This window comes from Streptomyces sp. MS191, from assembly GCF_008042125.1.
GTDB lineage: Bacteria > Actinomycetota > Actinomycetes > Streptomycetales > Streptomycetaceae > Streptomyces.
The window spans coordinates 1-13,792 of the sequence record NZ_RDBI01000028.1; the positions used below are offsets into that span (position 1 = coordinate 1).

12 protein-coding genes and 1 pseudogene are annotated in these 13,792 nt (G+C 75.0%); 6 read left to right on the plus strand and 7 right to left on the minus strand.

All coding sequences use genetic code 11. The features are described from left to right. Positions 1-12: 12 nt before the first annotated feature. Entirely contained in the window at positions 13-378 is a 366-nt protein-coding gene (locus EAO71_RS03235) for a hypothetical protein (RefSeq protein WP_147976241.1), read from the minus strand. Between the two features lie 200 nt (positions 379-578). Further along, the gene (locus EAO71_RS03240) at positions 579-2,021 is read right to left on the minus strand and encodes a carboxylesterase/lipase family protein (protein WP_410093946.1); all 1,443 of its coding nucleotides are present in this window, start codon (positions 2,019-2,021) and stop codon (positions 579-581) included. Between the two features lie 332 nt (positions 2,022-2,353). On the opposite strand from EAO71_RS03240, the gene EAO71_RS03245 reads away from it, so the two are divergent. Continuing rightward, on the plus strand, positions 2,354-2,821 hold the full coding sequence (locus EAO71_RS03245) for a hypothetical protein (RefSeq protein ID WP_147976242.1): 468 nt from the start codon (positions 2,354-2,356) through the stop codon (positions 2,819-2,821). A gap of 348 nt (positions 2,822-3,169) precedes the next feature. Here EAO71_RS03245 and EAO71_RS03250 read toward each other — a convergent pair whose 3' ends face one another. The 3 genes from EAO71_RS03250 to EAO71_RS03260 form a co-directional block, all read right to left on the minus strand. Next, positions 3,170-3,922: a hypothetical protein gene (locus EAO71_RS03250; protein ID WP_147976243.1), complete on the minus strand. Its 753-nt coding sequence runs from the start codon at positions 3,920-3,922 to the stop codon at positions 3,170-3,172. Positions 3,923-4,183: 261 nt separating this feature from the next. Then, complete coding sequence (locus tag EAO71_RS03255) at positions 4,184-5,593, minus strand: phosphoribosyltransferase family protein (RefSeq protein WP_187282538.1); 1,410 nt, start codon at positions 5,591-5,593, stop codon at positions 4,184-4,186. Positions 5,594-5,636: 43 nt separating this feature from the next. Next, complete coding sequence (locus EAO71_RS03260; RefSeq protein ID WP_147976244.1) at positions 5,637-6,770, minus strand: CapA family protein; 1,134 nt, start codon at positions 6,768-6,770, stop codon at positions 5,637-5,639. A gap of 318 nt (positions 6,771-7,088) precedes the next feature. Here EAO71_RS03260 and EAO71_RS03265 point away from each other — a divergent pair, with 318 nt between their 5' ends. Beyond that, a complete protein-coding gene (locus EAO71_RS03265; RefSeq protein ID WP_147976245.1) occupies positions 7,089-8,435 on the plus strand; it encodes a serine hydrolase domain-containing protein in 1,347 nt (448 codons plus the stop codon). A 52-nt stretch (positions 8,436-8,487) separates the two neighbouring features. Beyond that, the gene (locus tag EAO71_RS38480; protein ID WP_261991969.1) at positions 8,488-8,850 is read left to right on the plus strand and encodes a hypothetical protein; all 363 of its coding nucleotides are present in this window, start codon (positions 8,488-8,490) and stop codon (positions 8,848-8,850) included. Here the strand turns inward: EAO71_RS38480 and EAO71_RS03275 are convergent. Both EAO71_RS03275 and EAO71_RS03280 read right to left on the minus strand, forming a co-directional pair. After that, positions 8,835-9,752 carry a phosphatase domain-containing protein gene (locus EAO71_RS03275; protein ID WP_147976246.1) on the minus strand — a complete coding sequence of 306 codons (918 nt, stop codon included), beginning with the start codon at positions 9,750-9,752 and terminating at the stop codon, positions 8,835-8,837. The two genes, EAO71_RS38480 and EAO71_RS03275, sit on opposite strands and share 16 nt — an antisense overlap. Before the next feature lie 4 nt (positions 9,753-9,756). Then, on the minus strand, positions 9,757-10,977 hold the full coding sequence (locus EAO71_RS03280; RefSeq protein WP_147976247.1) for a T4 RnlA family RNA ligase: 1,221 nt from the start codon (positions 10,975-10,977) through the stop codon (positions 9,757-9,759). A 348-nt stretch (positions 10,978-11,325) separates the two neighbouring features. Between EAO71_RS03280 and EAO71_RS03285 the strand changes: the two genes are divergently transcribed. The 3 genes and pseudogenes from EAO71_RS03285 to EAO71_RS37450 form a co-directional block, all read left to right on the plus strand. Continuing rightward, the gene (locus tag EAO71_RS03285) at positions 11,326-11,958 is read left to right on the plus strand and encodes an ankyrin repeat domain-containing protein (RefSeq protein WP_147976248.1); all 633 of its coding nucleotides are present in this window, start codon (positions 11,326-11,328) and stop codon (positions 11,956-11,958) included. Continuing rightward, positions 11,955-13,154: a YncE family protein gene (locus EAO71_RS03290; RefSeq protein WP_147976249.1), complete on the plus strand. Its 1,200-nt coding sequence runs from the start codon at positions 11,955-11,957 to the stop codon at positions 13,152-13,154. Before EAO71_RS03285 ends, EAO71_RS03290 begins: the two co-directional genes overlap by 4 nt. Before the next feature lie 189 nt (positions 13,155-13,343). After that, positions 13,344-13,792: pseudogene (locus tag EAO71_RS37450) on the plus strand (endonuclease/exonuclease/phosphatase family protein); the annotation flags it as partial.

A 13,792-nucleotide genomic window follows, 5' to 3' on the forward strand; every position in this document is an offset into this window, starting at 1 on the left:
GTGTGGCGGGCCTCAGACGGTGGCGGGGGCCTCAGGAGCCGGGGAGTCCGTGGGTGCCTCGAGCTCCCAGGCGTGCCGCTTGAAGTCCCGGACGAAGTCCGGGTGGTCCTCCCAGTTGCGCGCGACGCCGCGCAGGACGTCCCAGTTGTGCTCCAGGGCCTGGTCGATGATGTGGCGCAGGGTGGGCTCGGCCGTCGCCCGCTGCTCGGCGAGGCCCTTGACCGCCGCCGCGGCCTTGACGGTGCCGAGGAGCGCGCGCAGCGCGCGGGAGGTGTCGTCCATGCCGAAGCCGTGCTCGCTGCCCGTCTCGGCGTCGAAGAGCGGGCGGAGGCGTGCCTCGATGAACGCGTGGATGCGCTCGAAGTGCCGGACGTCCATCAGGGTCTCTCCCTCTCCTGCCGCGCGCCGGTGCGGCGCGTCGGCGTACCGCGTGGTGACTCGTACCGGGGCGGCGCGTCGGCGGTTCGACACCGCGCGTCGGGCACGCCCGTCCCCCATCATCGCGTGACCGGGTGGCGGGGCGGCCGACGGGGTCGCGGCGGCGCGTCGCGCCGCGGTGCCGGAACCTCCGGCCGCTGTCACGGCAGGTGTGTGGCGTCGGCCCGGAGGTTCCGCCACCGGGCGTGGGCCGGAAGTTCGCCCTCGGCCCGGTCGTGCGGAACGCCCCAGACGTGGACGTCCGCCGGGGCGCGGTCCGCGCCGAGCGGGGCCCAGCCCGGGTCGCCGCTCGTCGCGAAGTCGGCCCAGGCGCGGACCATGCGCCGCGAGAGCGCGCGGTCGTCCGCGTCGGCGGGACCGCCGGTGAGGAAGTCGACGCCTTCGGCGTCGAGGGTGCCGAAGGCGAAGGGCACGTCCGCCGCGTGCCAGGCGCGTACGGCGCTGCCGTCGGGGCGGGTACGGCGGCGGTCGAAGCGGGCGAGCCGGGCGCGTCCTCCGGCGCGGGCTTGGGCCTCCGCGAGGCGGACGCTGTGGGTGGCGAAGACGGCGTCGCCCGCGATCGCGAGGAAGACGTCCCGCACGGAGGCGTGGGGCATGAGCGAGCGGTATTCGGCGGCGAGGCGAGAGGGCAGCCGTTGGTCCGCGAGGTAGCGGACGAGCCCGTCCTCGGTGGTGACCGGCGGCATGCTGCCGACCTCGTGCATCAGCCAGTACTCCTCGGTGGTGTGGCACACCAGGAGGTCGACCGCCGTGGCGGCGCCGGCGGCGAGGGCTTCCACGGGTTCGGTGGTCAGCAGGTCGCCGTCGAGGACGGGGCCGTAGAGGACGGTGTCGTAGTGCAGGGGGCCGGCGAGAGGGTCGTCGGCGTACCGCCGCGCGACCTGGTCGGACGCCTCGACGAGGCGCTGCGGGTCGGCGGCGCTCAGGCCCTCAGCCGTCGCCGGGACTCCGGCGGCCGCGGCGACCTCGCGGGAGAGTGCGGCGGCGAACTCCCGGGGGAAGTACGCGTCGGGAACGCTGTGCACGAGGGCCCGGCGGAAGAGGCCTTCGGCGCGGGGGGCGGCCATCAGGCAGGCGATGGAGCCGCCGCCGGCGGACTGCCCGGCCACCGTCACGTTGCCGGGGTCGCCGCCGAAGGCACGGATGTTCTCCCGCACCCAGCGCAGGGCGGCGATCTGGTCGAGCAGACCGCGGTTGTCGGGAAGGCCGGGCACGTGGCCGAAACCCTCGAACCCCACGCGGTAGTTGCAGGTCACGACCACCAGGCCGGCCCGGGCCAGTGTCTTGCCGTCGTGGTCGGGCTGGGCGGAGGAGCCGAAGGTGTAGGCACCGCCGTGGATCCAGAGGAGCACCGGCAGTCCGGGGCCCTGCTCGCCCACGGGGGACCAGACGTTGAGGCTGAGGACGTCCTCCTGTCGCGGGTCCCAGGCGGGGGCGCCGGGAAGCTCGGCCGACTGCGGGGCGACGGGCCCGAACCGGGTGCAGTCGCGCACCCCGCTCCAGGGCGGTACGGGCGCGGGCTCGCGCAGGCGCCGGGCTCCGAACGGTGGTCGGGCGTAGGGGATGCCGAGGGCCACGTGCATCCCGTCGACGACGGTCCCGCGGATCCCGCCGCGGTGTGTGGTCACGATCTCCTCCGCGAACCGCCCTGGCACGGCAGACCTCCCTGGTGCCGGCGGCGTGTCCGCGGCGGGACAGGCTCCCACGGGGCTGTGGGCGCGGCAAACGAATTTGATCTTCGTCACGGCCGTGCCCAGCGGTGTCGCCGGCGGTGGTCCCGTTCAGGGCGCACGGATCCTTGTCGGGCGGACTGCGGGTGCGGTACAAACGCGCGACACACCGGGGGCGATAACCGGCCATCAGCGGCCTGCCGCAGCCCGGACATTGACGTGCACACAACCGGGTGGGGGCTGTCATGCAGGGACGTGGGGAGAAGCTCAAGCAGCGCGCGAGCGCGTGTCTGGTGCTGGGTGCGATAGCCGTCGGGCTGTTCTGCTTCGTCGGGAGCGCCTCGCAGAAGCCGGTCGGCTGGGGCGCCGCCTACGCGTTCGGCACCGCCGTCACCGTGGACCTGCCCGGCTCCTGCCGCATCGAGACCATCGGCGACGACGGCAGCGCCAAGTGCGAGGGCACCCGTTGGACCGCCGACGGACAGGCGCACACCGGAACGCTGTTCGCCTCCTCCGAGGACGTCCAGCGCGGGAGCGACGGCTCCCTCTCGTTCACGGGTGAGGCGAAGGCGCTCGGCGAGCGGGCCTACGGCGCGCCCGCGACCTGGCTGACCGTCTTCCATCTGGCCGCGCTGGGAGTCGCCGCGCTCTGCGTGGTCGCCCTCCTCGTCTCGCTGATCGCGGCGGCGCTGCCTGGGGGGCGTCGGGAGTGAGGGGGTCGGTCTCCGGTCTCGTGGAGGCGGGCCGACACGCTGGCCCCCTCACCGGTCGGCATTCGACCGCGCAATGACGCTACGGCGGACATCAAGCCGCCCGAGAGTCCGATACACCCCGTGAAGTCACCCACCCTGTCCGTGTTACCGCAAGTAATCTACGCCGTAGCGTCCGTCGGGAGTGCCGCTCGTCGGCGAGGGATCGCGACCGGCCCGGCCGGCGGCCGGCTTGAGGCGTCGACTTCTCCAAGGGCTCTCGGGTCCGGCTCCACCCACCACCGGGAATGACCAGCGGGGCCCGTTCCGTTGCCGACCGGGGCGTCCGCCTCTCGGCCGACCGGCGCGCCGTCACCGGGCGAGCTCGTCCCGGGGGCCCATGACGATGACGGGTTCCCTGGCCGGATCCAGGGCGCGCAGCAACGAGGGCATCACCTCGCGGGCGAGCGAGATGCAGGCCTGGGTGGGGCCGCCGTGGTCGACGTGGATCCAGACGCCGCCGCCCTTCTCCGCGCCGAGGGGGCGTTCCTTGTTCAACGGGGTCGTGCCGGGGACCCGGTTGTAGTCGATGGCGACGACGTAGTCGAAGGAGCCTTCCAGCGGTTCGCCGGCGAAGCCGGTGCCCTGCACGCTGAAGGCCTCGTCGTGGTCGTAGGGCAGGCGGGCGCCGGGGTCGGGCAGCCGGCCGCCGGCGTCGCCGATCCGGAACACCCCGATCGGGGAGCGCAGATCGCCCGCGGAGTGGTCGTGGGTCCAGCCCCTGAGCGCGTTGTGCGCGGGCCACGGCCCGGCCTTCGGGCGCCAGCGGTTCGTCGCGTCGCGTTCGTACAGCACCGCCGTGGACGTGTTGGTGTCGAGCGTGCGGCCCGTCACCACCAGCGCCTGGCCGGTGCCGTCCGGGATGTCCGCCTTGGTTCGCGGACCCACCCCGGGGATGCGGTCGACAGGTGTGGGGTCGGCCGGCGGTCCAGGTGCGGGGGCCGCCCGGTTCGCGGCGTCGGAGCGGCCTGCGGGTGCGGACGGCTCCCGCGTGCAGCCGGGAAGCAGCGCGAACACGCACACGCTGCTGACGAGCGCGTAGGCCGCGGCTTTGCGGACGGGCATGGGACAGCATCCTCCGACACGAGAGAGGCGGGCAACGCAGGGATCCGTACCCGATCCGCGCCTTCCCCCGCTTCCGGAGCTGCACACTCACCCGTCCAGGGCAGCGGCCGGCGGCGGTTCGCGGCACCCGGCTCCCGGCTCCCGGCTCCCGAGCGGACCGAGCCGGGCGTCCGCACGGCGTGACGTGATCCGAGCGGACCGAAGCGGGCGTCCGCACGGCGTGACGTGATCCGTGCGTGGACGCCCGGTCCCGACGGGGGGTCAGGAGCCCTCGGCGGGCGCTCCGAAGTGGTCGCGGAACCAGTCGGCCGCGAGGGTGCCCACCTGTTCCAGCGTGCCGGGTTCCTCGAAGAGATGGCCGGCGCCGGGGACGACGACGAGGCGGTTCTTGCAGCGCAGCTCGCGCAGGGCCGCTTCGTTCAGCTCGACCACGGTCGTGTCGTGGCCGCCCACGATGAGGAGGGTCGGAGCCCGTACGCGGTCCAGCCGGGGGCCCGCCAGGTCCGGCCGCCCGCCGCGAGAGACGACGGCGGCGATGTCCGGGGAGGGCTCCGCCGCGGCCCACAGCGCGGCGGCCGCGCCGGTGCTGGCGCCGAAGTAGCCGATCGTGAGGTGGTCGCCGCCCGGGCGGGCGAGCAGCCATCGGGTGGCCGCCGACAGGCGGCCGGCGAGGAGGGGGGTGTCGAAGACGTTGGCGCGGTCCGCCGCCTCCTCGTCGGTGAGCAGGTCGAAGAGGAGCGTGCCCAGACCGGCGCGGTGCAGGGCCTCGGCCACGGAACGGTTGCGCGGGCTGTGCCGGCTGCTGCCGCTGCCGTGCGCGAAGAGGACGATCCCGGTGGCGCCCGGCGGCACGGACAGCCGGCCGTCGAGTCGCGCGTCGCCGGCCGTGACGAGGACGTCGTACGCGCCGGGTTCCAGGCCCGGGCCGTGCGACGGGGCCGGGCCGTCCGCCGGGCCCATGCCGTCCGCCGACGCCGGCCCGTCCGACGACGCCCGGACGTCCGACGATGCCCGGACGTCCGCTGCCGGCACGGGGGCGGCGCGGTGGCGCTCCAGCGTGTCGAGGACCTCCTCGTCGGAGGTCTGGGCGAAGTCCGTGTAGAACTGGCCGATCGCGTAGAAGAAGTCCGGCTCGTGCACGCACACCGTCTCGTCCGCCGCGTCGCCGACCCGGTCCGGCCATCCGTGGGGCGCGACGGGCACCGCGAGGACGACGTGGGCGGCGCCGCGCGCGCGGACGACACGGCAGGCGGCCAGCGCGGTGGCACCGGTCGCCAGGCCGTCGTCCACCACGAGCACCGTCCGGCCGCGCAGCGAGGTGGGCTCGCGCTGCCCGCGGTAGCGCCGGGCACGTTGTTCGAGCACCTCGCGTTCGCGCTCCTCGACGGCTGCCAGGTCACGGTCGGAGACGCCGGTCTCGCTCACGACGCTGTCGTTCACGACGCGTACACCGCCCTCGCCGATCGCGCCCATGGCGAGTTCCGGCTGGTACGGGACGCCCAGCTTGCGGACGAGGCAGATGTCGAGGGGCGCGTCGAGGGCGTCGGCGACCTGCGCGGCCACCGGCACGCCGCCCCGTGGAAGGCCCAGGACCACGACGTCACGGCCCTTGAGATGGTCCAGGCGGGCCGCCAGTTGCCCGCCGGCGTCGATGCGATCGGTGAAGTACATGGTCTGCTCGTCTCCCTGCACCGCCCGGGGCGCGGACGGGCCGCTAGGGGTGTCCGGCCGTGTCCCGGGCGGGGCGGGCGGTCAGTGTTCCGTCCCGGGTCAGCGTGATCCGGGTGCCGTGGGGGCGGCTGATCCGGGCCAGTACGTCGTGGAGCAGGCGCGCGTCGGGGCCGGAGGCGTGTTCCAGCCGCAGGCGCCGGGCCCGCATGGGGATGAGGCGCACCTCCCGGAGCCGGCCGTCGTCGCGGGTCACCGAGGCGACGGGGAGCAGCCGCAGGTCGTCTCGGTACTCCTCGTAGCCGGAGATGCCCTCGTAGTCGTTGATCAGGTCGCCGCAGCCGTGCAGGACGAGTTTGCCGCGGTAGACCTCCAGGGGGCGGGGGTGGTGCGAGGAGTGTCCGTGCACGATGTCGGCGCCCCCGTCGATCAGGGCGTGGGCGAAGGCGATGTGGGTGGCGGGGAGGGCGTAGCCCCAGTTCGAGCCCCAGTGGAGGGAGACCACGGCGATGTCGCCGGGCCCCTTCTCGCCGCGTACCCGGGCCGCGACCCGGGCGGCGGTGCGGTCGTCCGCCAGGGCCGCGAAGTCGACCCCGCCGCGGCGCGCGGTGGCGGCCCAGTCGCGCGGCACGCCGCTGGAGGCCAGGCCGAGGGCGAGGACGAGCACCCGGCCGCCCCGGGGCAGGGGGACGACGGCGGGGCGGCGTGCCTCGTCGGCGTCGCGGCCCGCGCCGGCGGTGCGCAGACCCAGGGCGCTCAGGGAGTCCAGGGTGTCGTGAAGGCCGCCGTGCCCGTAGTCCAGGACGTGGTTGTTCGCCAGTACGCAGACGTCGGGCCGGACGGCGGCGAGGGCGGGCAGGTTGGCCGGATGCATGCGGTAGTGGACGGCCTTGCCGGGGACGGGGGCCCCGCCGCCGGTCACGGCGGTCTCCAGATTGACGATCCGGGCGTCGGGGGCCGCGTGGTCCAGGGCGTCCAGGGCCTCGCCCCAGGGATATCCGGGGCTCACGGGTCGCGGGACGGGGCCGTTGACGGACTCCGCCAGGGACACGTAGGTCCGTGCATCGCCCACGTACCGCTCGGCGAGGGCCGGATCGCCGGGGTGGGGGAGGATCTGGTCGATTCCCCGGCCGAGCATCACGTCTCCGCTGAGGAACAGTCTGACCAGGTCAGTGCCCATACACCCCAGGGTAGACGGCGGCGCCGGGCGGTGCGGGGCGGGCGCCTGCGCGGCGCCGTGTGCGGCCCGGGGTGAGAACCGGGGGCGGGACGGGTCGCCGTGGCGGTGCGCGCGGGGACCCGGCGGGCGCGGTTGCTCGGCAGCCCGGGCCGTGTCCGTGTCCTTCGGCCCGGCGGCGCCCGGGTCCTCGACTGGAGGCGACCTGCCCGGTGACATCCCGCCCGGGTCCTCACCCGGAGGCGACCTGACGGGTGACATCCCGCGCGGCTCGGCACGGGCTGCCCTGTCCGAGGGCCCTGACCTGCCGATACTGCGGGCATGGGACGTACACGCATCGCGGCGCTGCTGTGCGGCACCGCCCTTCTCACCACCGGTCTCACCACCGGTATCGCCACGGGCGCCACCACCGGTGTCCAGGCCGCGGGTCCGGCGACGGCGGTGCGCTCGGGCGTGCACGTGCCGGGCACGGCGGCTGCCGCGACCCGGGCGGGCGCGCCGGCCCCCGCCGAACCGCCTCCGTGCGTGAACTCCCCGCTCCCCTACAGCGGGCAGGCCGCGGACGTGGTCCGGATCGCCGAGCAGGCCAGGAAGCAGCTGGACCTGGCGGCCGTGCTCCTGCGGGTGACCGTCGACGGCAAGGAGCTGGTGACCGCCGGGCTCGGTGAGTCGATGGCCGGTGTGCCGGCCGCGCCCGCCCAGCACTTCCGGGCCGGTTCGGTCGCCGACGCCGTCATGGGAACGGCCCTGCTCCGGCTGGTCGACGAGGGCCGGGTGCGACTCGACGACCCCGTCTCGCGATGGCTCCCCGACCTGCCTCACGCGCACCGGATCACGCTGCGCATGCTGGCCTCCTCGACGTCCGGGCTCGTCGACTACGCCACCGACCCGGCGTTCCTGGCGGCCCGGGAGGACGACCCCTTCCGGCAGTGGACGTCCGAGGAGCTGGTGGCACGCGCGACGAGCAGGCCGCTGCTGTACCCCCCGGGTGCCAACTGGAGCCGGTCGCGCGCCAACTCCGTCATCCTCGGCTCCGCGCTCGAGAGGATCACGGGGACGCGCCTGGACGTCCTGCTGCGGCAGCGCGTCCTCGACCCGCTCGGCATGCGCGAGACCCGCTCCGCGGCGACGCCCGAGATCCCCTCCCCCGTCCTGCACGCCTACACCTCGCAGGACGAGTCGTACGAGGACTCCACGTACTGGAATCCCTCGTGGACGACCGCTCCGGGCGCGGTCCTGACCACCGACATCTGCGACCTGGCCCGCTCCGCCGCGGGCATCGGATCCGGGAAGCTCCTCTCCTCCCGGAGCCGCGCCCAACTGCTCGATCCGGGCACGGTGGGCCTGGGCGGCCCCACCTCGACGTGTTCCGCCTCGGTCTGCCTGAAGAACACCAAGGCGACGCACTACGGCGCGGGGGTGCTCGTCCTCGACGACTGGGTGCTGCAGAACCCGTCGTTCTCGGGTTACAGCGCCGTCCAGGCGTACCTGCCCGCCGACCGTCTGGCCGTCGCGGTGGCGACGACGGAGGGCCGGCGGACGCCCGGTGGCAACACCGCCGAGCTCGTCATGGGCCGGCTCGCCGAAGTCCTCGCGCCGGGCCGTGCCCCCGCACCCGCGGTGAGCGGTGCGGGGGCGCTGGGGCCGGATCGGCCGGGCGTCGGGTGACGGGCGTCGCCCGCCCGCACGTCCCCGCGGTGCCGGGCGTAAGGTCGTCCCCATGCGTGACCTCGTGGCGCTCCTCGTCCTCGCCGTGTGTCTGGCCCTGGTCATGGGCTGCCTCGCCCTGCTGGCCCGGCACGTCCGTCGTCGTGGGACGGCCGGGGCGGCCCTGACCGCGGCCATGGCCGCGTACGACGAGGCGTTCCGGGTGACGGCCCACGAGTCGCACCACGAGATCCAGGCGCAGGCGTTGCGCAAGGCGCCCCTCCTGTCGCCCGGCCTCCCGGGGGACGACAGCGCCCCGCGGCCACGGCGGGGCACCGACCAGGGCCTCGGCCGGCGCGCGCGCCGGCCGAGGTGGTCCTTCGCCGCCCGGTTCAGGAGGGCACGGGCGGGCCGGTCCGGTCAGAAGTTGCCGTAGTTGACCTGCCAGGTCGGCAGGCCCATGCGCCGCCAGACCGCCACCACTCGGTCGCGGTCGTCGAGGGAGACGCGGACGGAGTACCGGTCGCGCACGTGGGCGTCGAAGAGTTCCGCCTTCACGATGTCGTCGCTGCGGCCGTCGTCCGACGCCCGCATCCACAGCTCGTCGTACGGGACCTGATGGCGTGCCAGCCACGCCTCGGTGAGTGCGCGATGGTCCTCGCTCCGGCCGGACAACAGCACGATCGTGTCGTTCTCGGCGTGGCGGAAGGCACGGAGGGCGTCGCGGACCGAGCCGTTGAGCAGGTCGAGGTCGCAGCGCGTGAAGTCGTACGGGCCCCGGTCGCCGCGCAGGGCGAGCGTGCCGTCGATGTCGCACATGACGGCGGACGGCAGCGCCGGGTCGGCGACGTAGGGGCGGACGCCCGGGCGGGCGCCGAGCCATTCGGCGGTCAGCCGCCAGCCGCCGCGGGTGGCCTTGGCGTGCTTGTCGGCGAGCAGGCGGATGATCTCCTCGCCGACGGGACGCTCGCGGGCCGCGTCGCGGCGTACGCACTCGTCCACCGGCACGTCGGTGAAGTCGTGCACGACGAAGTCGGTCGCGAGGCCGGTGACCGCGGCCTTGAGCCGCCTCGGGATGTGCGGCGTCAGGTGGGTGTTGTCGACGACGACGTCGAAGCCGCCTTCGACGGCCGACCGGACCGCCGCGTCCTGGATGTCGAGGACCGTCTGCTCGTGGGCGTGCGAGCGGCCGCGCTCGGGGGCGGGGACGTCGAGCATCGTGCGCAGGTCGTCGAGGTTGACGCGGCGCATCCGGCCCTCGGCCTCGGCCTGCAGGCGCCGGGCGGCTGTGGTCTTCCCCGAGGCGGGGAGCCCGGTCATGACGTGTACTACGGGCACGGGGTCAGTTCTCCTGGTCGGTGGTGAAGGGGTCGGCCGTGCGCGGCCTGACGGCGCGCCAGACGAGCAGGTCGACCGGACGTCCGTCGAGTCGCTGGAACATGGCCGACCGGACCGCCGCGTCGGCGGGCAGGGTCTTGACGGCCCTCGCGAACGCGCCGCGGTCGTCGGCGAGGTGGGCGATGCTCTCGTACGCCTCCTCGATCGCGCGCTCGTGGGTGGCCGCCTCGTCCTCCAGGCGGGCGATCACCTCGCGCACCCAGGTGTCGAACTCGTCGGGCACCTGCTCCAGGAGCGCGTCCAGCGGCCGGCCGCCCGCGGTCCTGATCCCGCCGAGTTCGGCGAGGGAGCAGCCCAGCCCCTGGGCCAGCCGCTTCGCGGACACGCCGGCGAACCGCTGGATGCCGTGGCTGCGCCAGATGTCGCGTTCGGTGACCCCGGTCAGGACCTTGTGGAGCCTGACGTACTCGGACAGCTTGGCCTTGGCCCGTACGCCCGAGGCGAAGCGCAGGACGAAGCCCTCGGCGTCGGTGCCGGTGGCCGTCCCACCGCCGGGGAGCGTGTTCGACTCGGTCAGCTCGACCAGTTCGCCGATCGTCATGGCCGGCCATACCGTGACGACCGAGCCGATGCCCCGCCAGTGGGACGCGGCCTCGGCGAGCGGGACCTCCGTGCCGTCCGCGCCGTTCGCGGCGAGCAGCACCAGGTCCCGGCGGTCGCCGTAGTCCACGACGATACGATTCTGCGGGTAGATGATCTCGGCCAGGTAGGTCACGCCGGGGGTCAGCCCGCCGGTGTCGGACCGGTCGAGACGGCGCTGTGCCCAGGTCGCCTGGGCGCTGATGAAGGAACCCTTGGACGCCACTCGCCAGCGGCCCGCGTAGTGGAAGACCACCGCGAGACTGCCGTCCACCTTGTCGTAGATCTCGAACGGCTCGTCGGGCAGCGCGGGCGCGTAGGGCCGGTCGGTCTCGTGCTCGCCGAGGTTGAAGAACTTCGGCAGCGGCAGGGCGACGATCTCACCGGTGGCGTCGTCGGCGACGAGGCCGCGGCAGCGCGTGGTGACCCGGTTCCAGATCTGCTCGTACTGGCAGGCCCGTGTGTAGGTGTAGATCGACAGCGGCAGTTCGGGGTGCGACTTCCGCGTGACGTGCCCGGCGTCGAGCGCGGCCGCGAGATCCTGCGAGGGCAGCAGCTCGTGGAGAGTCAGGGAGCCCTGGCTCATGGGTTCCTCCTGGTTGGTGGTGACTCATTGTCACCTGCGGCGGAGCCGTCCCGACAGTGGTTTTCCGCGTCTGCGGGCGGTCCGACCCGCAGGCCCGGTCCGGCCGGGACGGAGGATGGCCGACGGGAGGCCGCCGGTGCGCGAGCCGGGCCCGGACGGGTTCGTACACCCGGCCGTGCCCGCAGGGGGTCGTCCGATCGGACGACCCGGGGATCGGCCGGTCGGTGTCCCGTTCCCGGCCGCCGGGCCGACCGGGGCGGGGTCGCGGCGGGCCCAGGATGGAAGTACGGCAGGCGGACCGTCCCGTCTTCCGCGCAGTCCCCCGCGGCGGCCAGAAGGAGAACGTCCATGCATACGAACGACCGGCTTCTGCTGGCGGCGGCCCGACGCGGGGACGTCGCGGAGGCGCGCGCGGCCCTCGCCGCCGGCGCGGACGTCGAGTGCCGCGACGACGAACGCCGCACGCCCCTCCTGCTCGCGGCGCGCGCCGGCCACGTGGCCGTGGCCGGGGTCCTGGTCTCCGCGGGCGCCGACGTGAACGCCCAGGACGACTGCCACGACTCGCCGTGGCTGGTCACCGGCGTCACCGGCAGCGTCGCCATGATGCGCGCCCTGCTTCCGGCGGGCCCCGATCTCGCGCTCACGAACCGTTTCGGCGGCGTCTCGCTCATCCCCGCCGCCGAGCGCGGCCATGTCGCCTACGTGCGGGCGGTGCTGCACGAGACCGACATCGACGTCGACCACGTCAACCGGCTGGGCTGGACGGCGCTGCTGGAGGCCGTGATCCTCGGCGACGGCGGCCTCCCCCACCAGGAGATCGTGGAACTCCTGATCACGGCGGGGGCGAACCCTCTGCTCGCGGACCACGACGGCACCACGCCCGAGGCCCACGCGCGGCGGCGCGGGTTCCGCACGATCGCCGGTCTCCTGGAGGCGGCGTCGGCGCGCGCCACCGCTCCCGGCGGCGGAGCCGCCCGATGACGCCGGGATCGCGTCGCCCGTCCGCACGGACCGGCCCCGCTCCGCGGCGGGCGGCGCTGCGGGTCCTCGTGCCCGCGGCGGCGGTCCTCGCCCTGGTCACCGGATGCGCGCCCGGAGCCGACGCCGGCGGCCCGGCCTCCCCGACGGCCGGTCCCATGACCCCGGCCGAGGGGACGACGCCGCCGGCCCGGGCCTCCCGGCCCGTCACGACCCCCGCCGGGACTCTGCTCGTCACCGACTTCGGCGCCGACACCGTCACGTTCGTCGACCCGGCGAAGGGCGCGATCGGCTCCGTACGGGTGGGAACGGCGCCCTACGGGCTGGCGCTCGGCGCGGACGGACGCGCCTGGGTGACCACGGCCGAAGGCGTGGCGGTGGTCGACACCCGGACGCGTGAGCGGCTCGCGCTCGTCCCGTACACCACCGGCACCGGTGCGGTCACGACCGGCGAGTACCGGGGCGGCGGCATGGGCATCGCCCTCTCCCCCGACGGCGCGCGGGCGTACGTCGGCGTCAACGTCCCCGGCGGCAACGGCACGCTGGAGATCGTCGACACCCGCGACCTCACGGTGACGGGCGCCGTTCCTGTCGGCCGGCGCCCCTTCGACGTGGACGTCTCGCGCGACGGCGCGGAGGTGTACGTGACGAACCACGACTCCTTCGACGTGACCGTCGTCCCGGCGGCGACCGCGGGCGGTGACGGCGGTACGCGGCGCATCGAGGTCGCGCCGTACGGCACCGAGGGTGGTCTCGGCTCCTGGCTGAAGCCGCACTACACCGTCGTCCGCCCCTCGGACGGCAGGCTGCTGCTGCCGTTCGAGGGCGAACGGCTGGCCGAGGTCGACCCGCGGACCGGGCGGACGGAGATCCGCACGATGACGGCCGACACCCACCAGCACGGGGCCGCCGTCACACCGGACGGCACGCTCCTCGTCGTGGGCACGGGCCCCGTCGACCCGTCCTCCGACCGGGGCCCGTCGCTCACCGTGCGCCGCCCGGACGGCTCCGAGCGGATCGTCCCGCTGGACGGGCCCCACGAGAACGTCGCAGTGTCGAAGGACGGCCGGACGGCGTACGTCACCGGCGGCTTCACGCGCGACGGCTACTGGGACGGCCTGACGGTCGTCGACCTGGCCTCGGGCGACACGCGGCGCGTCGCGGCGGGCGAGAGGCCCCTCGGAGTCGTGGTGCTGTAGGGGTGGCCGGGGCGGGCGGCGCGCCGCCCGCCCCGAGCGTCACCGGTAGGGGTGCCCCCGGCGTCGCCCCGGTCGCGCGGGCACCGGCCCCCGGAACTGGGTCTTCGCACCGTGCGTCCCTCCTGCCGAAGGCGGGGCGCACGGCGCCGCGGTCCGGTGCGGATGCGGGGCGGGACGGAGGGGAGCGGCGTGGGCGAGCGCTGGAGCGGGGCACGGGGCCGGTGGCCGCGCGGGGCGGTGACGGGTGCCGTCGCGGTCGCGGCCGCGGGGCTCCTGCTGGGTCACGCCCGGCTGCCCGGGTTGCCGGGGAACGCGACGAGTCTGCTGGAGACGTTCCTGCCGTGGCTCGGGCTGGTGGCCCTGGCCGGGTTCGCCGTGGCCGCCGTACGCCGCTCGGCCGTCGCGGTGGTGGCGAGCGTGCTGCTCATCGGGGTGTGGGTCTGGGTGTTCCGGACGGTGCTGCCGCCCTCGCCGGGCGACGGCCCGCACGATCTGACGGTGGTGCAGCACAACGTGAGCGACGAGAACGCCGATCCGGCCCGTGCCGTACGGATCCTCCTCGGCGCCTCCCCCGACCTCGTCGCGCTGGAGGAGCTGACGCCGGAGCGGCTGCCCGCCTACCGCGCGGCCCTCGCCCC